The sequence below is a fragment of the Thermomonospora cellulosilytica genome, assembly GCF_014138835.1.
In the GTDB taxonomy this organism is placed as follows: domain Bacteria; phylum Actinomycetota; class Actinomycetes; order Streptosporangiales; family Streptosporangiaceae; genus Thermomonospora; species Thermomonospora amylolytica.
Window position 1 is genome coordinate 2,545,775 of record NZ_JACJII010000001.1, and the last position, 22,783, is coordinate 2,568,557.

Below are 22,783 nucleotides of genomic sequence, written 5' to 3' on the forward strand. Positions count from 1 at the left end.
GGGGGAGGAAGTCAAAGCAGGTTCCCCACGACGACGGCGTTCGGGAAGAAGCGGCGCTGCTCCTCCCACTGGACGAGGAAGAGCGAGGCCAGCGGGCGGACCAGCCGGCCGGTCAGGGTCGGGGAGTCGATCCGGTCGTAGACCTCGATGAAGACGGTGGGGATCCGCCACAGGCGGCCCAGCAGGAAGAACGGGAACGCCACGCCGGCGCCGGTGGAGACGATGACGTCGGGGCGGTCGCGGCGCAGCAGCCGCCAGGCCAGCCAGGTGTTGCGGATCAGGTTGGGGATGTTGCGGGTCGTGGGGTGGTAGGCCCAGGCGATCCGCTCACCGGACAGCAGCGACTCGGCGTGCCGGGACCGGAACGTCACCCAGGACCGTTCGTGCCGTTCCCACCAGGGCTTGAGCGCCAGCAGTTGGGTGAGATGGCCGCCGGTGGATCCCACGAGAAGGACATGCGTACCGGAAGGCACAAAGGCTCCTCATCATGCGGGGGGAGGCGGGGGAGGACACAGACTCTATCCCGTGACCTGCTCGGACATGGTCAGGATGCGGGTTCTGGCCGGTTTCCGCCCCGGCGGGCCCGGCGCAGTTCCCGCAGTCTCAGCGCGTCGCGCCGCCACCGGCAGCCCGCCGCGTACAGGGCCAGACCGGCCGCGCCCGCCGCCAGCACGGCCGCGAAGCCGTCCCCGGCGGTCAGCCGCACCGCCAGCGGCAGCAGCCCGAAGGACAGCGCGGCGAGGGCGGCGGCGGTGAGGGTGCCGCGGCCGAACGGGTGCAGCCGCAGCGCGAACGCGATCTGGGCGAGCGGCACGACGTTCTTGACCACCAGCGCGATCGCCCAGCCGGCCGCCGCGCCGACGATCCCGATCCGGGGGATGAGGATCAGGTCGGCGACGATGTTGACGGTCATCGCGGTGACGATGTTGGCCAGGTTCCAGGTGGTCCTCCCGGCCATGATCAGCACCGTGTCGACCTGCCCGCAGATGGTGGCGAACAGCATCGTCAGCGACAGCACCAGCACCACGTCCGCGCCGGTCTCGTACCCCTCGCCGAACAGCCGCAGCGCGAACGGCGCGAACGACGCCAGCATCAGGTACAGCGGCCAGGTGATCAGCACCAGCCAGGCGGTGGCGGTCTGGTAGAGGTCGGCGGCGGCCCGCCGGTCCCCGCGCGCCAGCACCTCCGACAGTTGCGGGGCGACCGCCTGCCCGAGGGCCTGGTTGCCGATCTGGCCGACCAGGATGTAGCGGGTCGCGGCGGTGTAGACGGCGGCCTCCACCGGTCCGAGCAGCGCCGCGACCAGCACGATGTCGAACCGCAGCAGGATCAGCTGGGCGAGCGCCGCCACCGCGCGCGGCCAGGTGTAGCCCCAGAACTCCCGCCCCGTCCCCGCGGACGCCGAGGGCGGCGCGCCGGCGGTGTGCCGCCGCAGCATCGCCCGCAGCCACAGCGCCGCCGCCACCGCCGTGAACGCGTACGGCCCCGCCCACGCCAGCCCCAGCAGCGCGCCGCTGCCCGCCAGGGACACCGTGACCAGGGCGGTGAGCTGGATCGTCTGCCGGCCGATGCTCTCCACCAGCACCGTCGGCCGCATTTCCCGGAACCCCCGGGTGGCCGCCAGCGCCGTGTCCGACATCGCCGCGATCGGCAGGAAGATCGCCAGCACCCGCAGGTAGCCGACGAAGTGCCCCGGATCCCCGTCCACCGACCACGCGGCCAGCCGCGGCGCGAACGCCCACAGCACCGCCCCGGTCAGCGTCGCCGCCACCAGCACCGGCGGGACGGCCGTGCGGACGAACGCCGCCGCCCGCCCCGTCGCGTCCAGGGCCCGGGCACGGGCGATGTGGTAGACGAGGCCGATGTCGGTGCCCAGGCGGGCCAGCGCCAGCCCCACCAGGAACACCGTGGTGGCGGCGAAGAAGATCCCCGCCTCCCGTGGGGAGAACCCGCGGGTGACCGCCGCGACCGCCAGGAACTGGGCGGCCGCGGTGACGGCGGCGCCGACCATGTTGAGGGTGCCGCCGCGCGCCAGCGACCGCAGGTCGGCACGGCCCCGGGCGGGCTGCTGCTTGCCGGTGACCGTCATCGCCAGGACGGCTCCCGGCCGAGCCAGTCCGCCAGGCGGGCGTCGTAGGGCTCGAAGTGCTCGGTCAGCTCCCGCCGCACCGACTCGGGCATCGGGGCGGGACGGGGCGCGGCGTTGTGCCGTTCGAACGTCGGGTAGCCCAGGTTCGGCAGCCCGAGGAACTCCAGCAGCCGGTCGTAGACGGCCTCCGGGTTCGCCGACAGCTCGTGGCTGTCGATCACGTGGATGCGGTCGCGGCCGAACAGCCGTTCCATGCGTTCCAGCTGCTCCACATAGCGGCCCCGCGCCCGGTAGGCGTGGTGCTGCACGCTGAAGCTCAGGTAGTGCGGGTCGGCCAGCATCTTCTCGACCTCGCCGGCCAGCCGGGCCTCCTCCAGTTCCAGCGCCCGCTCGAACGGCTCGGTCTCGAACCCGCGCCGCACCTCCTGCGCATGGGCGGAGAACGCGCGCTCCACCGGGTCGCGCACCATCGCGATCAGCCTCACCCCCGGCAGGTCGCGGGCGATCCGCTCGGGCCCCAGCGGATGGAACATGTAGAACGGGCTGGCCTCGAACGTCTGCGGCCGCACCCCGACCCGCCGCTGCACCATCCGGGCGGTGGCCGTCAGCGGGAAGTGCCCCCGGTACCAGGCCATGCCCCGGTCGTAGTGCATGTCGAAGTAGTGCACGCCCTTGTCGAGCCGGTCCCGCAGGATCGCCGGATGCTCGCGCAGGTAGCGGAACAGGGATGTGGTGCCGCACCGCTGCGCGCCCACGATGAGGAAGTCCGGCGTCATCCGCGCCTCGTGGGTGAGTCTGCCGATGGTCCGCACGCCCCGCCGGGCGGCGTCCTTGAGCGGCCGGGCGATCGGCAGGGAGTCAGCCACGTCGTCGTCTCCTCTGGGGGTCGAAGTAGGGGTCGTCGGCCAGATCACGGAACGCCGCCATCGATGCCGGATCGTCGCGCAGCGAGTAGTACATCATCGTCTGCTCGCTGTGCCGGTGGTGACGGTCGTAGTAGGCGACGGCCTTGATCTGCGGATTCCGCCTGACGTAGGCGCCGAACGCGCGCAGCCAGTCCGCCCGCCGGCCGTCGTGGGACTCGGCGCCGTACTCGCCGATGACGACGGGCTTGCCGGGCCGCCCCCGCGCCCAGCCGGTGAACGCGTCGAAGATCCGCTCCGGCGGCACCAGGTCGGGGAACGCGTACCCGTCCGCGCACAGCCAGTCCACCTGGTCGTCGCCCGGGTAGTACCGCTGCGCCCGGCCGTCGGCGAACCCCTCGGCGGTGGGGCACCACACCCAGCCGACGTTCCGGGCGCCCTCCTCGGCGAAGATGCGGCGGATCCGCCGCCAGGCGGCGACGTAGTCGGCCGGGGTGCGGATCTCGTCGCGCAGGTTGGGCCGGTCCATCTCGCCCCGCCAGGCCAGCAGCACCGGACCCCGCAGCCCGGCCAGGCCGCGGGCGCGTTCCCGGATCAGCCCGTCCTGCCGCCCGGACAGGATCCTCGCCAGCCTCGTGCCGCCCCAGCCGATCATCAGGACCTGGCCGTTCCCGACGACCCGGCGGTCGATCTCGCGGGGGAAGTCCTTGTCCCACGGGTAGTAGGTGCGGACCAGATCCAGCGGCCCGCCGATGCGCCGCTCGTAGTCGGCCAGCGCCCCGATCAGCCCCTCCTGGCTGAAGTCGCCGCCCGCCGGGTCCACGTACGCGCCGAACCAGGCGCCGTGCTCGGGCGGCCGGGGCCCGCCGTCCGCCGGCGGGTCGTCGGGGCCGCCGGAGTCCCGGGTCACGGCCACGATCACGGCCGCCACGAGCAGCACGGGAAGGAGCAGCCAGACGGCGCGGATGCGGCGGCGCGCGGTCATCGCGTGGATCGGGCCCTCTCATTTGTCCGGGACGTGTGCGTCGGGGGTTCCGGGGCCGGAGCGGCGCCGCCCCGTCCGGACCCGGCCGAAGGGAGAAGACGCCCGAGAAGTCCTGCGGGTTTACCTCCCGAATCGGCGGGACGCCGAATGTTATGGACTTCTTACCGGCATCTCATCAATGACCGCGAACCCGGGCGAACGTGTAGGTGATCAAGCGGTCAGGCGATAGTCTGGCCGCCGCTAGGTGGCGCGGTGATCGCGGACGACGGGGGAAGGGCCGCACCGAAACGCGCCTTGGCCGGCCCTCATGGGGGCGTCTTTCAGGAGTGACCTTGATAACTGGACGAGCGCGTAGCGTGCTGCTCGCCGGGTCGCTGGCACTGGCCGGGATGTTCGGCCTGTCGGCGCCCGCACAGGCCGAGCGGCTGCCGCAGGACCGATTGGTCAGTCCGAATCCGGTGGACTGGTCGCCCAACGTGGTGGACGGCACTGTGTACGCCATCGCCCAGGTGGGCAACAAAGTCATCATCGGCGGGACCTTCACGCAGCTCAAGGACGCCGGCAGCAGCACCGTCGTCAACCGCCGGTACCTGGCGGCCTTCAACGCCACCACCGGCAAGCTGGACACCGGCTTCCAGCCGAACGTGGACCAGCCGGTGCGCGACATCCTGGCCGCGCCGGACGGGGACACGGTCTACATCGGCGGCAACTTCGCCACCGTCGGCGGCGCGAACAGCAAGGGCGTCGCGCGGATCAACGTCACCAACGGCGCCCGGGTGACCACGTTCAAGCCCGCCGCGCTCAACGGCCAGGTCCGCGACCTGGAGCTGGCGGGCGGCCGGCTCTACATCGGCGGCACCTTCACCACCGTCGGCGGCGTCTCCCGGACCGGGCTGGCCACCCTGAACCCCGAGACCGGCGCCCGCGACGACTTCGTCAACCTGAACATCTCCGGCCTGCACAACGGCGGCACCACCAAGGTGTGGCAGTTCGCCATCTCCCCCGACCAGCGCAAGCTGGTGGTGATCGGCAACTTCACCCAGGTCGGCGGGCAGCTGCGCGACCAGTTCGCGATGCTCGACCTGACCGGGGACAAGGCCGAGGTCGCCGACTACTACACCAAGCGGTTCGAGGCCGCCTGCTCCACCTCGGTCGAGACCTACCTGCGGGACGTGGAGTTCGCCCCCGGCGGCGGATACTTCGTGATCGCCACCACCGGCGCCTACCGGGCCGGCCTGCTGTGCGACACGCTGACCCGCTGGGAGACGGGCGCCACCGGCACCAACATCCAGCCGACCTGGGTCAACTACACCGGCGGCGACACCCTCACCAACGTGGCGCTGACCGGCGAGGCGATCTACGTCGGCGGGCACAACCGCTGGCTGAACAACCCGTACTGCGGTGACAGGCCCTGCCAGGGCGCGGTGGCCCGGTCGGGCGTCGCCGCCGTCAACCCGGTCAACGGGCTGCCCTACAGCTGGAACCCGGGCCGCGACCGCGGTCACGCCGTCGAGGACATCGTCCCCACCAGCGACGGCCTGTGGATCGGCAGCGACACCGACCGGGTGGCCGGCGAGCTGCGCCAGAAGATCGCCAAGTTCCCGCTGACCGGCAAGGACATCCGTCAGCCGACGCCCGCCACGCTGCCCGGCGACGTGTACGCCGCGGGCGGGGTGCAGACCGTCAACCCCGACGACAACGTCGACAAGCGCTCCTTCGACGGCACCACCGCCGGTGCGCCCGCCGCCGTCGCGGGCGGCGGGATCGACTGGTCCTCGGTCCGCGGCGGGTTCATGCTGGACGGCACGCTGTACTACGGCATGGCGAACGGCGAGCTGTACAAGCGGACCTACAACGGCCAGACCTACGGCGCCGCCACGCTGGTCAACACCGCCGACCAGCTCGCCCGGATGACCACCTGGCACTCCGAGGTGAGCTCCATCACCGGCATGTTCTTCACCAACGGCCGGATCTACTACACCAAGGCGGGCAACTCGAACCTGTACTACCGGTTCTTCGAGCCCGAGTCCGGCATCGTCGGCGCCGAGGCCTACACCGCCTCCGGCCCCGTCACCGGGGTGAGCTGGTCCGACGTGCAGGGCATGTTCAAGGCCGGCAACAAGATCTACTACGCCAGCCGCAGCAACAACGGCGCGCTGCGCAGCGTGGAGTTCACCGACGGCAAGCCCGTCGCCGGCACCGCGACCACCGTCGCCACCGGGGACTGGCGGGCCCGCGCCCTGTTCGTCTTCGACGGGGTCCCCAACGCCGCGCCGACCGCCTCGTTCACCTCGTCCTGCCAGGCCGTCAAGTGCTCGTTCGACGCCACCGCCTCCAAGGACTCCGACGGCCAGATCAGCAAGTACGCCTGGGACTTCGGGGACGGCGGGACCGGCACCGGCGCCGCCCCCGACCACGCCTACGAGCAGCCCGGCACCTACACCGTCAAGCTCACGGTGACCGACAACAAGGGCGAGACCGGCAGCACCACCAAGCAGATCCAGGTCATCGACACCTCCATCGGCTACCGGGCCACCGCGGGCTACAACGGCAACAGCAACGCGCCCAAGGTGACCGTGCCGGCCGGGGTCCAGCCCGGTGACCAGATGCTGCTGATCCTGACGGCCAACAACACCAGCGCCACGGCGGTCCCGCCGCCGGGCTGGACCCAGGTCGCCACCGCCGGGAACGCGGCGATGAACAGCAAGGTGTGGCGCCGCACCGCCACCGCCGCCGACGCCGGCGCGGACGTGACCGTCCCGCTGAGCGCCACCGTCAAGACCGACCTGCGGCTGCTGGTCTACCGCAACGTCGACGGGGCCGACCCGATCGCGCAGGCGGTGTCGCGGATGGACGGGCAGGGCACCGTCCACACCACCGGCACGGCCAACGTGACCGGCGCGGGCCGCTGGGTGGTCTCCTACTGGTCCGACAAGGGCACCACCACCTCGTGGACCGCCCCGTCGGTGGTGACCCGCCGGGCCGGCAGCGGCGGCGGCACGACCGCCAGCATCAGCACCCTCGTCGCCGACTCCGCCGGGGCCGTCCCGACCGGGTCCTACGGCGGGCTGGCCGCGACCGCGAACGTCACCGCCAACAACGGCCTGATGTGGACGATCGTGCTGAACCCCGCCCCGTAGTCCCGGGGAACGAATGAGCGGGGCCGCTCCGGCGGCCCCGCTTTTCGTATGTTCCGAACCGCTTTCCGGGGGCTGGGGGTCGGCCCCGGAAGGAACAGGACGACCGCAGCGGAGCGAGGATCTTCGCCCTCCGAGGCCGGCCCCCAGAGGGCATGGGATCAGGCGGTGCGCTCGGTCAGCACCGGCAGCAGCCAGGTGTCCAACCGGCCCAGCGCCGCGCCCGCCTCGTCCTGCCGGTCGATCAGGTAGCGGGTGCCGAGCTCGGCCAGGTACAGCAGCGCCACCACGGTGCCCGTCTCGGCGTCCAGGCCGAACGGGGCCAGCAGCCGGGGCGCCGCCGCGACCGCGTCGGCGGCGGCCTTCCGCGGCTCCACCCCGCCCTCGGTCAGCGCGTCCCACATGTGGAAGTGGACGGCGTCGTACCCGACCGGGACGCCCTGGGTGAACCGCTCCCAGTCCCACACCAGCATCGTGTCCGGCAGCACCGCCATGTTCCAGGCGGTCCAGTCGCCGTGCCAGGCCCCGAACGGCACCTCCCGGTCGCCGTGCACGGCCGCCAGCCGGTCCAGCGCGGTGCGGATGCCGTCCGCCTGCGGGCCGTCCAGCCCGCCGGCCCGTTCCCGCAGCCCCTTCCAGTAGGGGCTGCCGGCGAGCCGGTGCCGTTCCACCCCGCCGGCCTCGGCGACCTCCCGCATCACGGCGTGCAGCCGGGCCGGGTCGGCCGGCACCTGCCGGTCCCACACCGGCAGCGGCTCCAGCACCAGGATCTCCAGGTCGTTCCAGCGGCCCGCGTAGGCGACCCGCGGCACCCGCAGCGTCCGCAGCGGACGTTCCGCCAGGATCTCCAGCGCGGTCCGCTCGGCCCGCACCAGTTCCCGGGTCAGCGGGTTGAAGCCGATCTTGGCGTACCCGACGGTGACGCCCCGCGGGGTGAGCAGCTGGGCGACGGGCTTGCGGTTGGCCCGGTCGGGCCCCACGTGCAGTCCCATCAGCACGTCCCGGCCCAGCACCTCGCCGAGGTGGTCCTCGATGCCCGAGCCGTCGCCGTACACCCGCAGCCGGTCCCGCAGCAGCGGACCGGCCGCCCCCGACCGCAGGCCCGCCCACAGCGCCCGCGACAGCGTCGCCGCCTTCCGGGAACGGCCCTTGTTGAAGCCCATCACCGCCGCGGCCGCCGCCCGCCGCGGGGCGGGCAGCATCAGCCGGGGCTCCCTGGCGTGCGGGACCAGCAGGTACTCGCGCACCGGCCGCCCGGAGCGCTCCCGGCCGATCGTGACCTGGTGGCCCGGCCACAGCAGGGCCCCGATCTGGTGCAGGTAGCGGACCCGTCCCGAGACCCGTGTGCCGTTGTCGTTCACCTGACGCTCACCCGCGTCTCCCTGTCCTCGACCATCGGGACCGCCGTCCCGATCCCCTTGCGCCGGGCGGCCCTGGCGGACTTGGCGAGCCCGGTGGGCCCGGTGGGCCTGGCGGGCCCGGCGGGCGGCTTGACCGGCCGCAGGCCGCGCGAATGCTCCGCCCGTGCCCGCTTGAACCGCAGCCACCACTCCGCCCGCTCGGCGGCCATCCGCTCCCGGCGCGCCAGGTCGTTGCGCCACAGCAGCGCGATCGCGATGAACGTCAGGCACAGCGGGGAGCCCGCGGACGGATAGGTGGTGGCGTACCAGAACGACAGCAGCACCACCAGGGACCCGGCGATCCCGATGGCCGAGTCGTCCCGCCGGTACCGCCACATGGCGTGCACGAAGAACCCGAAGTACAGCACCGTGCCGACCAGCCCGTGCGAGATCAGCACCAGCCACAGCTGCCCGGTGCTGCCGATCTGGGCGTTGCCGCACTGCCGGCAGGAGGGGGAGCGGCCGACCGCGATGGACGAGGCGCTGCCGCGCATGGCGCGGCCGGTGCCGTACCCGATGATCGGGGAGCTGCGGGCGGCCTCCACCGACTTGAGCGCCAGCGTGGTGCGGATGCTGTCGCTGTGCCCGTTCTGCAGCCGGGCCTGCACCAGGGAGCCCAGCGGGGTCACCGCGAACGCCGGTATCGCGAGCAGGGCCGCCACCATCAGCGCCCCGATCACCATGATCCTGCCCCGCAGGACCAGCCGCACCGCCACGTACAGCACCGCGATGATCAGCCCGACCCACACGCCGCGGTTCAGCGAGTAGACGATCGGGACCATCGCCACCGCCAGCAGCAGCGCCGTCAGCCACCGGCGGCCCCGGGATCCGTGCGCCCACCAGGCCGCCACCGCCCAGATCAGCAGCACCGACAGGTTGTTGCCCCAGGTGTTGGTGTACTCGAACGGGGCCTTGGGCCGCGGCTCGGGGGCGCTGCCGATGACCTGGTGGAGCTGGGCGACGGCCGGGTGGACCATCTCCTCGATCCACTTGTCGCCGGTGAGCCGCTGCGGCAGCAGCATCTCCAGCGCGGAGGTGAACTCCAGGGTCGGCACCGTCACCCCGGCCAGCCCGCCGACGACCGTCACCACGCCGAGGAACCCCAGCAGCTTGGCCACCGTCAGCTGCGGCATCTCCTGCTCGGTGAGGTTGCCGACGTACAGCAGCATGACGGTGGCCGCCAGGTAGAGCAGCAGCCGGTGGGAGTAGCCCATCAGGCCGCCGGAGTCCGGCATGGTGTCCGGCGCGACCATGCCGAGGGCGGTCACCCCGACCAGCACCCACAGCAGGAACAGCAGCCACAGCCCGAACCCGCGCGGCACCCGGATCCGGCCCCGCCGGGCCAGCGCGATCGCCATCGGGAACGCCGCCAGCACCCAGATCACCGAGGTGAGCCCCAGCGCCCACCACAGCGGATAACCCAGGAACAGGGCGTACAGCGGCCAGACGGGCATCCGCCGCAGGCCGGGGAGCGTGCCCCCCTCCAGCGACTGGATGGCCTGCGGGGCCTTGTCGCGATGTCCCGTTACGACCATGGGGCCGGGTCGGCCGGCCGGTCGGCGACCCCGGGCTCAGGCCGCGCGGGGTCGATGTCCGGCGCACCGGGATCGGGCGCGGTGGACGTGGGGTCGCCCGCGGCGGAGCCCTTCCACACGATCGAGTCGCCGGGCTCGGCGGGGTCGGTGACGGGGGAGGTCGGCAGCGCCCGGCGGGCGGGCTTGGTGCGGGCGGCCGGGGCGCGTCCCGGCTGCGCCGCACGGCCCTGCCCGGCCGGGCGGGCGGCCGGGGCGGCGGGCGCGGCGACCTGCTGCTGCACCGGCAGCGCGATCGCGCCGAGCACCGCGGTGCCCATCCGGTCGAGCTGGCGGACGCTGTCGGTGATGTCCTCGTAACGGGCGCGCGGGATCTCCACCGCGATCACGGCGGCGTCGGCCACGTCGGCGACGGCCTGCGCGTCGGCGCTCTCCACCGGGGAGGCGGTCTCCACGATGATGTAGCGGGCGGTCTTGCGCAGCCGGTTGAGCAACTGCTCCATGGCGCTGCGCTGCAGCAGCTCGGCGGCCGCCTCCACGTCCTTGCCGGGCTGGATGACCTGCAGGTTCGGCACCACCGTGGACTCCTGCACGACGGCGCCGGGGCCCTTGCGGCCCAGCAGCACCTCCGCCAGGCCCGGTCCGGGCCGCACCCCCAGCAGCCGGCAGCTGGCGGTGCTGCTCAGGTTGGCCGACAGCAGCAGCACCCGCGACTCGGTACGGGCGAACCCGGCGGCCAGGTTGGCCGCGGCGATGCCGGTGCCCGCGCCGTCGCTGGCCCCGGTGACCAGGATGATGTGGTGGCCGTGGCCGAGCGTGGCGGAGATCAGGTGGCACAGCTGGTTGACCCGCTGGCCGATCCGGCTGCGCGCGTCGTACAGGCCGACCGGGGCGGCCTTGCGGCCGAACGGGGTGGCCAGCAGCACCGGCAGCCCGGTGACCCGCTCGATGTCGGCGGGGTGCCGCACGTGCTTGTCGGTCCGGTCCCGGATCACCGCGCCGAGCAGCCCGATCAGCAGCCCGGCCATCAGCCCGCCCGGCAGGTAGAGCTGGGCCTTGGGGGAGGACGGGTTCCGCGGGGCGTTGGCCTTGGTGATGACGGTGCCGGGGGTCAGGTTGGAGGCCGTGACGTTGGCCTGCGACAGCTGGCCGTTCAGCTTCTCCAGCTCGTCGTTCAGCAGCTGCTGGCGGGTGGCGGCGGTGGACCGCTCGGCCGAGCCGCGCTGCAGCGTCCGGATCCTGGCGTTCAGCTCCTGGATCTCGGCGGTCACCCTGGTGATCCGCTCGTTGATGGTCTGCATGCTCTCGCGCAGCCGGGCCTCGGCGCTGCCGCGCCGGTTGTCCAGGTAGGCCTGCGCGAACGCGTCCGCCCCCGCCCTGGCGGCCTGCGGCGAGTCGCCGGTGTAGGCGATGTCGAGGATGGTGGAGTTCGGCGGAACGGTGACCACGACGTTCTTGGACAGCGCGTTCGCGGACTGCGACGACTTCAGCAGCGCCCTGGCCCGCTCGGCGACCTCGGCGGACCGCACCAGCTGGGCCTCGGTGTCGAGGTTGATGCCGTCGTTGGTGCGTGCGTTGCTGTTGGCGTCCTCCGCGCCGGTGAGGGTGACCTGCACCGACGCCTGCGCCGTGTAGGACTTCGGCATCAGCAGGAAGACCAGCAGCGCGGCCAGGAAGGTGCCGAACGTGCAGGCCGCGATCAACCGCCAGCGACGGCGCAGCATCGCGGCGTAGTCGGTGATCTCGGTCGTGTCCGGCCTGGGTGACGGGTCCATCGGTTGCGCGAACTCCTCGGTCGACGGGGCGCACACGGGCATGGGGGCGGGCCGGAAAAGTCGAGATTACATTACCTTGACCTTCGCCCGGCGCGGAGGTGAGCGCGTGCTCTCCATCGGGGTGCGGCGCGACCCGCGCGCCGCACCGTGGTCGTCAGCGGGCCGCGGGCGGAGCGCCGTCGGAGCCCGGGGCGGGGTGGGGCCGTTCGGGGGCCTGCACCGGAGGCTGGGCGGGGCTCTGCGCCGTGGGCTGGGCGGGACCCTGCCCCGGGCCGGTCCCCTGGGCGGGAGCGGCGGGCTGCGGGCCGCCGGCCGGCTGCCCGGCCGCGGGTTTCTTCGCCTTGCCGCGCCGGCGCAGCAGCAGGAGCCCGCCGGCGAGGGCCACCACGACCAGCCCGCCCGCGACCAGCGTGATGACCAGGCCGTTGCCGTTCTCGTCCGCGGGGCTGGGCGGGATGACCTTGCCGCCGTTGGCGTGCGGGCCCGGCGCGGAGGTCTCCTGCTTGGCCCTGGCGGCCAGACCGGTCAGGTTGACCAGCGTCTGCGCCGGGTTGGCCCGGCCGGCGGGCCTGGCCTGGGCGGTCAGCCGGGCCACGGTCGCCGGGGTCAGCGCGGTGGAGTGCACCCGCATGGCCGGCCCGGCCTGCAGGATGTAGGTGCCGGAGCGGCCGATCGTCTGGGCCACCTGGCGCAGCAGCGCGTCCTGCCCGGCGGCGTCGGCCGGGGCGGCCTTGACCGGCAGCACGATCACGTACACCGGCAGCCGCCCGGAGTCGCGCGCGGTCCGCAGCCGCTCCAGGACGGCGTCGTTGTAACGCCTGCTGTCCGCCTGCGAGTGGACGTACAGGCCCTCGTGTTCCAGCAGCGAGTCGGCGATGGTCTGCGCGTCGGCCACGGGCGCGGCGGCGCGGGCGGGCCCCGACAACGGGCCGAGCAGCAGGAGCGCGCCGGCGGCGAGCAGCGCCAGGACGCGGCGCGGCGAGATGCGAGACGGGCCGGGATGTTGCTTCACCGAGGTTGATCTCTCTCTTGGCGGCTGATCCGGGGGCATACGTTACTCGCCCGGATCGCCCCTCTCGCGCGGTTCCGGAGAGTGGTGTCAAGTGCGCTTACTTCGGTATCCGATGGGATACATTCCGTGCCCGGGGACGGCCGGTGACATCCGGCCCGCGTGTCTGGGGGGCGTCGACGCATGCAGGGGTGCAGCCGGATGGCCGGTGCCGGGGCGGTCGCGCTGATCCTGGCGGCCGGGTGCGGCGGGGACGGCGGCACGTCGCCGGCCGCCTCGTCGCCCGCGGCGGCGTCCCGGCCCGCCACGGCGCCGCGGTCCGCCGAGGAACGCCTGCGCTGGCGGTTCGACGAGGTGTCCGACCCGGTGGCCGAGGTGGCCGACGACAGCGGCACGGGGCGTTCCGGAACGGTGGTCGCCGTCTCCGGCGGGCGGATCGGGGCGGTGCGGCCCGGGCACGACGGCACGGGCGGGGCGGTGCGGTTCCCGGCCGTGTGCACCGGCGCCGGGACCGGCTGCCCGCACGCGGTGATCCAGGGGCCCGACGATCCGGCGCTGGATCCGGGGACCTCGCCGTTCACGTTCGGCGTGCGGGTCCGGGTGCGGGCCGATGACCTGACGACCGCCCACGGCTCCAACCTGGTGCAGAAGGGCACGTCCCTGACGTCCCAGTGGAAGCTGCAGATCGACGACGCCCGCGGCGGGCGGCCGAGCTGCGTCCTGCGGGCGGCGAACGGCGCGCCGTTCGTGCTGGTCCAGTCGCGGACGGGGGTCGCCGACGGGCGGTGGCACGAGGTGACCTGCCGCCGCACCGCCGGGGAGCTGCGGATCCTGGTGGACGGCGAGGTCACCGGCGCCGGGGCGGTCGCGCCCAGCCTCGCCGTCGCCCCGGCCGGGATGCCGGTGATGGCCGGGGGGACGAACGCCGTGGCCGCCAACGACCAGTTCCACGGGGAACTGGACGAGGTCTTCTTCGCGGCGGGCTGACGCCGTCAGGTGTCCGCGTTCGCCACGGCGTCCTGCCGGGCCCGCGACCCGTGCTCGCCGCCGGAGGCGGAGGCGCCGCGCCGGGGCAGGAAGGGCAGGCCGTGGCGGTGGCGGACCCAGAGCCAGGTGAGGAGGCCGGCGGCGACGGCGCCCAGGATGGTCCAGGCCATCGCGGAGGGGCCGAGGCCGAACATCTTCAGGGCGGAGGCCAGCAGGACCAGGGCCAGTGCCCGGCGGATCAGGCCGCCGGGGGCGCGCGAGGAGATCCGCGAGCCGATGTAGACGCCGGGGATGGAGCCGGCCAGCAGCGCCAGCGTGATGTCCAGGTGGAAGTCGCCGAACAGCAGGTGGCCCAGGGCGGCGGAGATGACCAGCGGCACCGCCTGCAGCAGGTCGGTGCCGACCAGCTGGTTGGCCTTGAGCATGGGGTACAGGGCCAGCAGCGCCACGATGATCAGCGAGCCGGAGCCGACCGAGGTGATCCCGACCACCAGGCCGCCGATCGCGCCGACCAGGGCGGTCCGGACCGGCTTGACCCTGATCTCCGGCGGCGCGACGGCGGCGGGGTCGCCGGGCGGGGCGGTGCGCCGCCGGGCGTCCGGATGGCGGGCCACCCGGTCCACCATGGCCTGGTAGATCCGCACGGTCAGGCCGGCGGCGGCGATGAGCAGGGCGACGCCCATGCAGGTCTGGATGACGTCCTGGACCCGTTCGCCGTCACCGAGGGCCCGGGCGACCAGCACGCCGCAGAACGCCGCCGGCACCGAGCCGACGCACAGCCAGATCACCAGCGGCATGTGGATGGTGCCCTGCCGGTAGTGCACCGCGCTGCCGACCGGCTTCATGACGGCGGCGGCCACCAGGTCGCTGGAGACGGCGGTGAGCGGCGAGACCCCGAAGAAGGTGACCAGCATCGGGGTCATCAGCGCCCCGCCGCCCATGCCGGTGAGCCCGACGACGATGGCGACCAGGAAGGAGCCGAGGGCCATCGTGTAGTCAAAGTGCATCGGGATGCCCTACCTGTTATATCGGAAACCGGGGCAAAGCAGGCCCCACCATAGACGATGGGGCGTGCCCGGGGTCTACTCGGGGCGGACCCAGCCTCCGGCGACCAGCAGGTCGAGCACCCGGCCCACCGCCTCCTCGGGGGTGAGCCGCGAGGTGTCCAGCACCAGGTCCGCGTCGTCGGGCTCCTCGTAGGGGTCGGAGACGCCGGTGAACTCGGGGATCAGCCCGGCCCTGGCCTTGGCGTACAGGCCCTTGCGGTCGCGGCGCTCGCACTCCTCCAGCGGGGTGGCCACGTGCACCAGCACGAAGTCCCCGGCCGCCTGCACCATCCGCCGCACCTCGGCGCGCGTGGCGGCGTACGGGGCGATGGGCGCGCAGATCGCCACCCCGCCGTGCCGGGTGATCTCGGCGGCGACGTACCCGATCCGCCGGATGTTCAGGTCCCGGTCGGCCTTGGAGAACGTCAGCCCGGCCGACAGCAGCCGCCGCACCACGTCCCCGTCCAGCAGCGAGACGGTGCGGCCGCCGCGTTCGACCAGGGCGTCGGCCAGCCCCCGCGCCACCGTGGACTTGCCCGACCCGGACAGGCCGGTGAAGAACACGGTGAGCCCGCGCCGCAGCTTCGGCGGGCGCGCCACGGCCAGCTCGGCGGCCACCGCGGGCGGGGTGAACCACTCGGGGATCGGCTCCCCGCGGTCCAGCAGGTCCTCCAGCTCGGCCTGGGTCAGCTCGGCCTGCACGTGGTCGGGCTCGATCCGGGCGACCGGCCGCCACACCTCCACGTCGGCGTCGTAGGCCCACGGCTCGGGGCGGGCGACCGGGATCGCGGTGCCCGCGCCCTCGGCGTCGCCCTCGCCCTCCTCGGCGGACTCGGCGCCCATCAGGTGGGTGGCCCCGTACGCCGCCGCGACGTGCGAGCGCAGCCGCAGGTCCCGCTCGGGGTCGGCGGCGGGCCGCGACGGCAGCGGCACCGGGACGATCCGGGCGCCGTCGGGCAGGTCGCGGCGCACCGCCAGCAGCGCCCGCACCAGGGACTCGTCGTGGTCGCCGCCCAGCAGCGGCATCACCAGCACGGTCGCGCCCAGCTTGTCGGCGAGCTGGCGGACCTGGCCGAGCTGCTTGCGGTGCAGCGGCTCGCGGGTGGCCACCGCCAGCACCGGGCCCTCGGGCAGCTCGGCGGCCACCTCGTCGGGACGGCGGCGCAGCCGGTGGAACGGCCCGTGCGCGGGGGCGCGCAGCGGCTCCAGCGGCCCGGCCAGCCGCCAGTCGGAGGTCGTGGGGTCCTGCCAGGTCTCGGTGACCCGCAGCACCGCCAGCGGCACGCCCTCGGGGTCCTGCAGCACCAGCCGCTCGTGGACGGTGAGGTCCTTGGGGACCGTCAGGGTGACCGGTACCGGCCAGGGGGTGCCGTCGGCCAGCCGGCCGCCGGCGATCACCATCGCCGCGTCGAACGAGCCGAGGAAACCGGTCAGCGGGCGGTACGCCCCGGTGAGCAGCAGTTCCAGATCGGCCAGCTCGACCGGGTCGGGGGTCCAGGACGGCAGGTCGCGCAACGTGTCGGGAAGGCCGGCTTCGGCGGTCACCGCAGTCTCCGTTCCCGGCCCGGACTCGTCACCGGGCCGGCCAGGTCAAGTAGGGGTACGCGGCAAAAAATACTGCTTTCGCGGGCGGCGCGCGCACCCGCGTCCACCGTGGGCCGGATCACGGGCTAGATCACCCGGGCGAACCGGTTCTCCGGCTTGCGGATCACCAGCGCCACCTCGCTGTGCCCGCCGGGCAGCCGGTCCCGGCCGGCCGCGGCGACCAGCCGGCACAGCGCGGCGACGGCGGGCCCGGCGGTGGCCAGCATGTGGGCGGAGGGGTGCTCCTCGGCGATGGTCAGCCCGCGCATCATGCAGTACCACTGCATGCCCTTGCGGGAGGCGACCTCGTCGTAGACGGCCGGCGGCGGGCCGCCGGCCCCGCGGGCGCGCCGCTCGCGGGCCGGCAGCAGGCGGTCCACCAGGCCGTAGGCGGTGCTGCGGTCCCGCAGCCGCACCAGCAGCAGCCCGCCGGGCTTGAGCGCGGCCACGAAGCGGTCCAGCACCAGCTCGGCGTGCGGCACCCGCTCGATCAGGTACGGCGCGTGCACGATGTCGAAGGTCCGCGGCGGCATCGGCACGGTGCGCAGGTCGCCGAGATGGCGGGCGTGCAGGTCGGTGCGGGCCTCGGCGTGCGCGCGCAGCGCCGGCAGATCCATGTCCACCCCGGTGACCTGGCAGTCGAGGTCGGTCAGCCCCAGCCCGTGGCCCCAGCCGCAGCCCGCCTCCAGGATCTCGATGGTCTGCCCGCGATGCTCGAGGGCGTACTGGCGGGCCCGTGCGGAGAACAGATCGCCGTCGTTGACCGGCGGCGTACGCAGATCGGTCACGTTTCGCAGAGTAGCCATCCGACTCCGGAGCGTCCGCTATTTGCGCTATCTTGACGTGTCCCATGGCAACCCTCCGTGGCGGTCGCGACCCGGATGGGCGTCGGCCGACCCGGCGTAGACTGGGGGCCGACCCGGGGTCGACGCCCGTCCCGGGTCTTCGGGCTGCCCCGGTGCAGGACCGGGGCCGTCGGCCGGGCGCCGGGCCGGACCCTGGATGATCATGACTCTTACCGGACTTCTCGACGTCGCCGCCGGTGACCGCGTGTTCGCCGAGGCGCTGCGCGCGCACACCGAGGCCCGCCGGGACCACGACGTGGTGGCCCCGCCGTCGCTGTGGCCGGTGCTGGCCGCCGCGCTGGCCCGTATCCCCGGATCCGGCACGCTGCTGGCGGTGACCGCCACCGGCCGCGAGGCCGAGGACCTGGAGGCGGCGCTGACCTGCTTCCTGGACCCGCGCCGGGTGGCGCACTTCCCGGCCTGGGAGACGCTGCCGCACGAGAAGCTGTCGCCGCGCTCGGACACCGTGGGGCAGCGGCTGGCGGTGCTGCGCCGGCTGGCCCACCCCGACCCCGACGACCCGGCGAGCGGGTCGCTGGACGTGGTGGTCACCCCGGTGCGCGCGGTGCTGCAGCCCATCGTGTCCGGGCTGGGCGACCTGGAGCCGGTACGGCTGCGCACCGGCGACGAGGCCGACATGGACGACGTGGTGCGGCGGCTGGTGGACGCCGGCTACCACCGCGTGGACCTGGTGGACAAGCGCGGCGAGGTCGCGGTGCGCGGCGGGATCCTGGACGTGTTCCCGCCCACCGAGGAGCACCCGCTGCGGGTGGAGTTCTGGGGCGACACGGTCGAGGAGATCCGCTACTTCAAGGCCGCCGACCAGCGGTCCCTGGAGGTGGGTTCGGGCGGCGTAATAAGCAAGGCGCGGGAGGGCCTGTGGGCCCCGCCGTGCCGCGAGCTGCCGTTGACCGACGCCGTCCGGGAACGGGCGCGCGCCCTGGCCGCCGAGCACCCGGCGCTGGCCGAGATCCTCACCCGGATCGCCGACGGCGAGGCCGTCGAGGGCATGGAGGCGTTCTCCCCGGTGCTGGCCGACCGTATGGAACTGCTGGTCGACCTGCTGCCGGAGGGCTCGACGCTGCTGGTGTGCGAGCCGGAGCGGATCCGCACCCGCGCCGAGGAACTGGTCCGCACCAGCCAGGAGTTCCTGGAGGCGAGCTGGGTCAACGCCGCCGCCGGCGGGCAGTCCCCGATCGACCTGGGCGCGGCGGCGTTCCGCACCCTGGAGGAGGTCCGCGACCAGGCCGCCCGGCTCGGCCTGCCGCGCTGGACGGTCACCGCGCTCACCGGCGAGGACGAGGCCGCGGTCCGGCTGGACGTGCACGCCGCCGAGCAGTACCGCGGCGACACCGCCCGGGTGATCGGCGACATCAAGCGCTGGATCGACGACCGGTGGCGGGTCGTGCTGGTCACCGCCGGGCACGGCCCCGCCGAACGGCTGGCCGAGGTGCTGCGCGAGGAGGGCCTGGGCGCCCGGCTCACCGACCTGCCCGCCCCGCCCGAGCCCGCGGTGGCGCACGTGACCACCGGGCGGCTGGGCAGCGGCTTCGTGTGGGAGTCGGTCAAGCTCGCCGTCCTCACCGAGACCGACCTGACCGGGCAGCGCGCCTCCACCCGCGACATGCGGCGGATGCCGTCCCGGCGGCGCGGCGGCATCGACCCGCTGCAGCTGCGGCCCGGCGACTACGTGGTGCACGAGCAGCACGGCGTCGGCCGCTACGTGGAGATGGTCAGCCGCACCGTGCAGGGCGCCACCCGCGAGTACCTGGTGCTGGAGTACGCCCGCGGGGACCGGCTGTTCGTGCCGACCGACCAGCTCGAGGAGATCACCCGCTACGTCGGCGGCGAGGCGCCCACCCTGCACCGGCTCGGCGGCTCCGACTGGGCCAAGGCCAAGTCCAAGGCCCGCAAGGCGGTCAAGCAGATCGCCGGGGAGCTGATCCGGCTGTACTCGGCGCGGATGGCCACCCCGGGCCACGCGTTCGCGCCGGACACCCCCTGGCAGCGGGAGCTGGAGGACGCGTTCCCGTACGTGGAGACCGCCGACCAGCTCGCCGCCATCGAGGAGGTCAAGCGGGACATGGAGAAGCCGGTCCCGATGGACCGGCTGATCTGCGGCGACGTCGGCTACGGCAAGACCGAGATCGCGGTGCGCGCGGCGTTCAAGGCGATCCAGGACGGCAAGCAGGTCGCGGTGCTGGTGCCGACGACGCTGCTGGTGCAGCAGCACCTGTCGACGTTCACCGAGCGGTTCGCGCCGTTCCCGGTGGTGGTGCGGCCGGTCAGCCGGTTCCAGACCGAGGCCGAGATCAACGAGACCATGCGCGGGGTCGCCGACGGCACCGTGGACCTGGTGATCGGCACGCACCGGCTGTTCTCGGCGCAGAGCCGGTTCAGGAACCTGGGCCTGGTGATCATCGACGAGGAGCAGCGGTTCGGGGTCGAGCACAAGGAGGAGCTCAAGCGGCTGCGCACCCAGGTGGACGTGCTGGCGATGTCGGCCACCCCGATCCCGCGGACCCTGGAGATGGGCCTGACCGGCATCCGGGAGATGTCCACCATCCTCACCCCGCCGGAGGAGCGGCACCCGATCCTGACGTTCGTCGGCCCGTACGACGACAGGCAGATCGCCGCCGCCATCCGCCGCGAGCTGCTGCGCGAGGGCCAGGTGTTCTTCGTGCACAACCGGGTGCGGTCCATCGACCGGGTGGCGGCCACCCTGCAGCGGCTCGTCCCGGAGGCGCGGATCGCCACCGCGCACGGCCAGATGAACGAGCAGCAGCTCGAGAAGGTCATGGTCGACTTCTGGGAGAAGAACTACGACGTGCTGGTGGCCACCACCATCGTCGAGTCCGGCCTGGACATCCCCAACGCCAACACCCTGATCGTGGACCGCGCCGACACCTACGGCCTGTCCCAGCTGCACCAGCTGCGCGGCCGGGTCGGCCGGGGCCGCGAACGCGGGTACGCCTACTTCCTGTACCCGCCGGAGGCGCCGCTGACCGAGACCGCCCACGAGCGGCTGGCCACCATCGCCCAGCACACCGAGATGGGCGCCGGCATGTACGTGGCGATGAAGGACCTGGAGATCCGCGGCGCCGGCAACATCCTGGGCGTCGAGCAGTCCGGGCACGTCGCCGGGGTCGGGTTCGACCTGTACGTGCGGATGGTCGGCGAGGCGGTCCGCGAGCTGAAGGCCAGGGCGGGCGGGGAGGCCGAGCCGGTCGAGCTGCCGGAGACCAAGGTGGAGCTGCCGGTCGACGCCCATCTGCCGCACGACTACGTGCCGGGGGAGCGGCTGCGGCTGGACGCCTACCGGCGGATCGCCGCGATCACCTCCGACGACGAGATCGGCGCGGTGTTCGACGAGCTCAAGGACCGGTTCGGCGAGCCGCCCGAGCCGGTGCTCAACCTGCTGGCGGTGGCCCGGTTCCGGGTCCGCGCCCGCAAGGCCGGGCTCACCGAGGTCGCCGTGCAGGGCAACCACATCCGGTTCGCGCCCGTCGAGCTGCCGGACTCCAGGCAGGTGCGGCTGCAGCGGCTCTATCCCAAGAGCATCTACAAGGCCGCGACGAACACGCTGCTGGTGCCGGCGCCCAGGACCGCTCCGCTGGGCGGCCGCCCGCTGCGCGACGTGGCCCTGCTCAAGTGGGCCACCGACCTGGTGGAGGCGCTGTTGCTGGAACCGGCCCGCGCCTAGGATGGCGCGGACCCCGGGAGGTGCCCGCGACGGGCGCAAGACGATCTTCGACGATGGGAGCCCCGTGTTCCGTACCGCTGTCAAGACGGCGCTGGCCGCCGGGGCCGCCGTCCTCGTGCTGACCGGCTGCCAGCCGACGAAGATGGGCTCGGCGGCCATCATCGGGGACGAGCGGATCACCACGGCCGCGCTGCACCGCACCGTGCAGGAGTGGAACGAGCAGTTCCGCGCCGACCCCGAGGCCAACATGCGGCGCGCCGGCGCGCTGGCCCCCGACCAGCGGCTGCCGATGGACGCGGTGTCCGACTCGCAGCTCCGCGAGGCGCTGACCAGGCTGGTGATGATCCGGCTGTCGGACGAGGTGGCCCGCGCCGAGCGGATCGCCGTCTCCCCGGGCCAGATCGACGGGCTGATCGAGCAGGCCGGCGGGCTGGAGCGGGCCGAGTCCATCACGCTGGCCAGCGGGCTTCCCGAGCGCCACGCCCGGGACCTGGCCCGCCACGAGGTGATCCTGCAGACGGTGCTGATGCGGCACGGCTTCGGCCCGGGCGCCACCCGCGACCGCCTCGAGCAGGCCAAGCAGCAGACGATGCGGCTCTACGCCGACGCCGTCCGGCGGCTGGACGTCCGGATCAACCCCCGCTACGGCGGCGCGTTCGACGTGTCCCGGATGTTCGACGGATCCCGGCTGGCCGTCATGCCCACCGTCCCCAGGCTGTCGCGCGGCGAGACCGGCACCGGGGAACTGCCGGGGGACGCGGGCTGACATGGCTCTGATCATGCTGGCGACCACCCACCGGGTGGCGGCGGGCCTGCTGAGCTGGCGGGCGTGGCAGGCGCTGCGCTCGGCGGACCGGGTGCTGGCCCGCTCCGGCCAGCCGCAGCTGCCGTACCTGCGGGAGGCCGGCGTCGCGGTGGAGGTCGCCGACCGGGAGGTGCCCGAGCTGGCCGCCGAGCTGGTGGCGGCCGCCGCCTCCGGCACGGTGGTGTGGGTGGCCGACCCCGACGGCGACGAGCCGCTGATGCGCCGGGTCGGGGAGCTGGTGGTGAACGCGCCGGACCCGGTGGACGTGGAGGTCCTGCACGGGTCCTACGACCTGCCGGGGGCGCGGCTGCTGGACCTGGTGTCGGTGATGGACACGCTGCGCCGCGAGTGCCCGTGGGACCGCAAGCAGACCCACGCCACCCTCGTGCCCTACCTGCTGGAGGAGGCGTACGAGCTCGCCGACACCGTCGAGGACGGCGACTACGCGGCTCTGCGCGAGGAGCTCGGCGACGTGCTGATGCAGGTGGCGTTCCACGCCCGGGTGGCCGAGGAGCGCACCGACGAGACCCGCTTCACCATCGACGACGTGGCCGCCGGGATCGTCGACAAGCTGGTGCGCCGCCATCCGCACGTGTTCGGCGACGTGTCGGTCGCCGACGCCGACGAGGTCAACGCCAACTGGGAGCAGATCAAGCAGGCCGAACGCGCCGCCAAGGGCGGCAGGCCCTCCGTCCTGGACGGGGTCGCGATGGGCCAGCCCGCCCTGTCCCTGGCCGCCCAGCTCTGCCGCCGGGCCGCCCGCGCCGACGCCCCCGAGGACCTGCACGCCGATCTCGGCGAGGGCGTCGGCGCCGAACTGTTCGCGCTGGCCCGCCGCGCCCAGCGGAACGGAACCGACCCCGAGGCCGCGCTGCGCGCCGTCGCCCGCGAGTACGCCGCCCGCATCCGCGCCTGGGAGTCCCGCGACCGCGGCTGACGGCGCCCGGACGCCGCGGACGCCCCGTTGTGAGCGGTCGCCGGCCGCGAGGGTATCGGTGGGGGTGCTAGGGGCGGGGGTTTCGT

16 protein-coding genes are annotated in these 22,783 nt (G+C 73.7%); 5 read left to right on the plus strand and 11 right to left on the minus strand.

The window, feature by feature from the left end:
* Positions 1-11 precede the first annotated feature (11 nt).
* From pssD to HNR21_RS12120, 4 genes are all read right to left on the minus strand, one after another.
* Positions 12-446, minus strand: a complete 435-nt coding sequence (gene pssD / locus HNR21_RS12105; RefSeq protein ID WP_119727276.1) for a PssD/Cps14F family polysaccharide biosynthesis glycosyltransferase — start codon at positions 444-446, stop codon at positions 12-14.
* Between the two features lie 98 nt (positions 447-544).
* On the minus strand, positions 545-2,089 hold the full coding sequence (locus tag HNR21_RS12110) for a lipopolysaccharide biosynthesis protein (RefSeq protein WP_182705269.1): 1,545 nt from the start codon (positions 2,087-2,089) through the stop codon (positions 545-547).
* On the minus strand, positions 2,086-2,955 hold the full coding sequence (locus tag HNR21_RS12115) for a sulfotransferase family protein (protein ID WP_312880995.1): 870 nt from the start codon (positions 2,953-2,955) through the stop codon (positions 2,086-2,088). The genes HNR21_RS12110 and HNR21_RS12115 overlap by 4 nt, the downstream gene beginning before the upstream one ends.
* On the minus strand, positions 2,948-3,937 hold the full coding sequence (locus tag HNR21_RS12120; RefSeq protein WP_182705270.1) for a glycoside hydrolase family 26 protein: 990 nt from the start codon (positions 3,935-3,937) through the stop codon (positions 2,948-2,950). Before HNR21_RS12120 ends, HNR21_RS12115 begins: the two co-directional genes overlap by 8 nt.
* Positions 3,938-4,269: 332 nt before the next feature.
* Between HNR21_RS12120 and HNR21_RS12125 the strand changes: the two genes are divergently transcribed.
* Entirely contained in the window at positions 4,270-7,077 is a 2,808-nt protein-coding gene (locus tag HNR21_RS12125) for a PKD domain-containing protein (RefSeq protein ID WP_182705271.1), read from the plus strand.
* A gap of 158 nt (positions 7,078-7,235) precedes the next feature.
* Here the strand turns inward: HNR21_RS12125 and HNR21_RS12130 are convergent, their stop codons facing one another.
* From HNR21_RS12130 to HNR21_RS12145, 4 genes are all read right to left on the minus strand, one after another.
* Positions 7,236-8,435 carry a hypothetical protein gene (locus HNR21_RS12130; RefSeq protein ID WP_119727280.1) on the minus strand — a complete coding sequence of 400 codons (1,200 nt, stop codon included), beginning with the start codon at positions 8,433-8,435 and terminating at the stop codon, positions 7,236-7,238.
* Positions 8,432-10,009 carry an O-antigen ligase family protein gene (locus tag HNR21_RS12135; protein WP_182705272.1) on the minus strand — a complete coding sequence of 526 codons (1,578 nt, stop codon included), beginning with the start codon at positions 10,007-10,009 and terminating at the stop codon, positions 8,432-8,434. The genes HNR21_RS12130 and HNR21_RS12135 overlap by 4 nt, the downstream gene beginning before the upstream one ends.
* Positions 10,000-11,781 (minus strand): Wzz/FepE/Etk N-terminal domain-containing protein, encoded by a 1,782-nt coding sequence (locus HNR21_RS12140; RefSeq protein WP_182705273.1) that lies wholly within the window; start codon positions 11,779-11,781, stop codon positions 10,000-10,002. The genes HNR21_RS12135 and HNR21_RS12140 overlap by 10 nt, the downstream gene beginning before the upstream one ends.
* 154 nt (positions 11,782-11,935) lie before the next feature.
* The gene (locus HNR21_RS12145) at positions 11,936-12,793 is read right to left on the minus strand and encodes a hypothetical protein (protein WP_182705274.1); all 858 of its coding nucleotides are present in this window, start codon (positions 12,791-12,793) and stop codon (positions 11,936-11,938) included.
* Positions 12,794-12,991: 198 nt separating this feature from the next.
* On the opposite strand from HNR21_RS12145, the gene HNR21_RS12150 reads away from it, so the two are divergent.
* Positions 12,992-13,777, plus strand: coding sequence for a LamG-like jellyroll fold domain-containing protein (locus tag HNR21_RS12150; RefSeq protein ID WP_182705275.1), 786 nt, complete (start codon positions 12,992-12,994; stop codon positions 13,775-13,777).
* Between the two features lie 5 nt (positions 13,778-13,782).
* Here the strand turns inward: HNR21_RS12150 and HNR21_RS12155 are convergent, their stop codons facing one another.
* The 3 genes from HNR21_RS12155 to HNR21_RS12165 form a co-directional block, all read right to left on the minus strand.
* The gene (locus HNR21_RS12155) at positions 13,783-14,784 is read right to left on the minus strand and encodes a sulfite exporter TauE/SafE family protein (protein ID WP_182705276.1); all 1,002 of its coding nucleotides are present in this window, start codon (positions 14,782-14,784) and stop codon (positions 13,783-13,785) included.
* A gap of 75 nt (positions 14,785-14,859) precedes the next feature.
* The gene (gene cysC / locus HNR21_RS12160; RefSeq protein WP_119727285.1) at positions 14,860-16,368 is read right to left on the minus strand and encodes an adenylyl-sulfate kinase; all 1,509 of its coding nucleotides are present in this window, start codon (positions 16,366-16,368) and stop codon (positions 14,860-14,862) included.
* Between the two features lie 125 nt (positions 16,369-16,493).
* Complete coding sequence (locus HNR21_RS12165; protein ID WP_312880996.1) at positions 16,494-17,195, minus strand: class I SAM-dependent methyltransferase; 702 nt, start codon at positions 17,193-17,195, stop codon at positions 16,494-16,496.
* Between the two features lie 220 nt (positions 17,196-17,415).
* Here HNR21_RS12165 and mfd point away from each other — a divergent pair, with 220 nt between their 5' ends.
* The 3 genes from mfd (at position 17,416) to HNR21_RS12180 (ending at position 22,697) form a co-directional block, all read left to right on the plus strand.
* Positions 17,416-20,955: a transcription-repair coupling factor gene (gene mfd, locus HNR21_RS12170; protein ID WP_182705278.1), complete on the plus strand. Its 3,540-nt coding sequence runs from the start codon at positions 17,416-17,418 to the stop codon at positions 20,953-20,955.
* A 64-nt stretch (positions 20,956-21,019) separates the two neighbouring features.
* Positions 21,020-21,721, plus strand: a complete 702-nt coding sequence (locus tag HNR21_RS12175; protein ID WP_182705279.1) for a SurA N-terminal domain-containing protein — start codon at positions 21,020-21,022, stop codon at positions 21,719-21,721.
* 1 nt (position 21,722) lies between these two features.
* On the plus strand, positions 21,723-22,697 hold the full coding sequence (locus tag HNR21_RS12180) for a nucleoside triphosphate pyrophosphohydrolase (protein WP_182705280.1): 975 nt from the start codon (positions 21,723-21,725) through the stop codon (positions 22,695-22,697).
* The last annotated feature ends 86 nt before the right edge of the window (positions 22,698-22,783 follow it).

What these genes read in the sequence shown, in the direction of transcription:
- HNR21_RS12140 (WP_182705273.1), bottom strand. Translation starts at nt 11,781, where the DNA reads ATGGACCCGTCACCCAGGCCGGACACGACCGAGATCACCGACTACGCC.
- HNR21_RS12150 (WP_182705275.1), top strand. Translation starts at nt 12,992, where the DNA reads ATGGCCGGTGCCGGGGCGGTCGCGCTGATCCTGGCGGCCGGGTGCGGC.
- HNR21_RS12180 (WP_182705280.1), top strand. Translation starts at nt 21,723, where the DNA reads ATGGCTCTGATCATGCTGGCGACCACCCACCGGGTGGCGGCGGGCCTG.
- HNR21_RS12135 (WP_182705272.1), bottom strand. Translation starts at nt 10,009, where the DNA reads ATGGTCGTAACGGGACATCGCGACAAGGCCCCGCAGGCCATCCAGTCG.
- HNR21_RS12120 (WP_182705270.1), bottom strand. Translation starts at nt 3,937, where the DNA reads ATGACCGCGCGCCGCCGCATCCGCGCCGTCTGGCTGCTCCTTCCCGTG.
- mfd (WP_182705278.1), top strand. Translation starts at nt 17,416, where the DNA reads ATGACTCTTACCGGACTTCTCGACGTCGCCGCCGGTGACCGCGTGTTC.
- HNR21_RS12155 (WP_182705276.1), bottom strand. Translation starts at nt 14,784, where the DNA reads ATGCACTTTGACTACACGATGGCCCTCGGCTCCTTCCTGGTCGCCATC.
- HNR21_RS12110 (WP_182705269.1), bottom strand. Translation starts at nt 2,089, where the DNA reads ATGACGGTCACCGGCAAGCAGCAGCCCGCCCGGGGCCGTGCCGACCTG.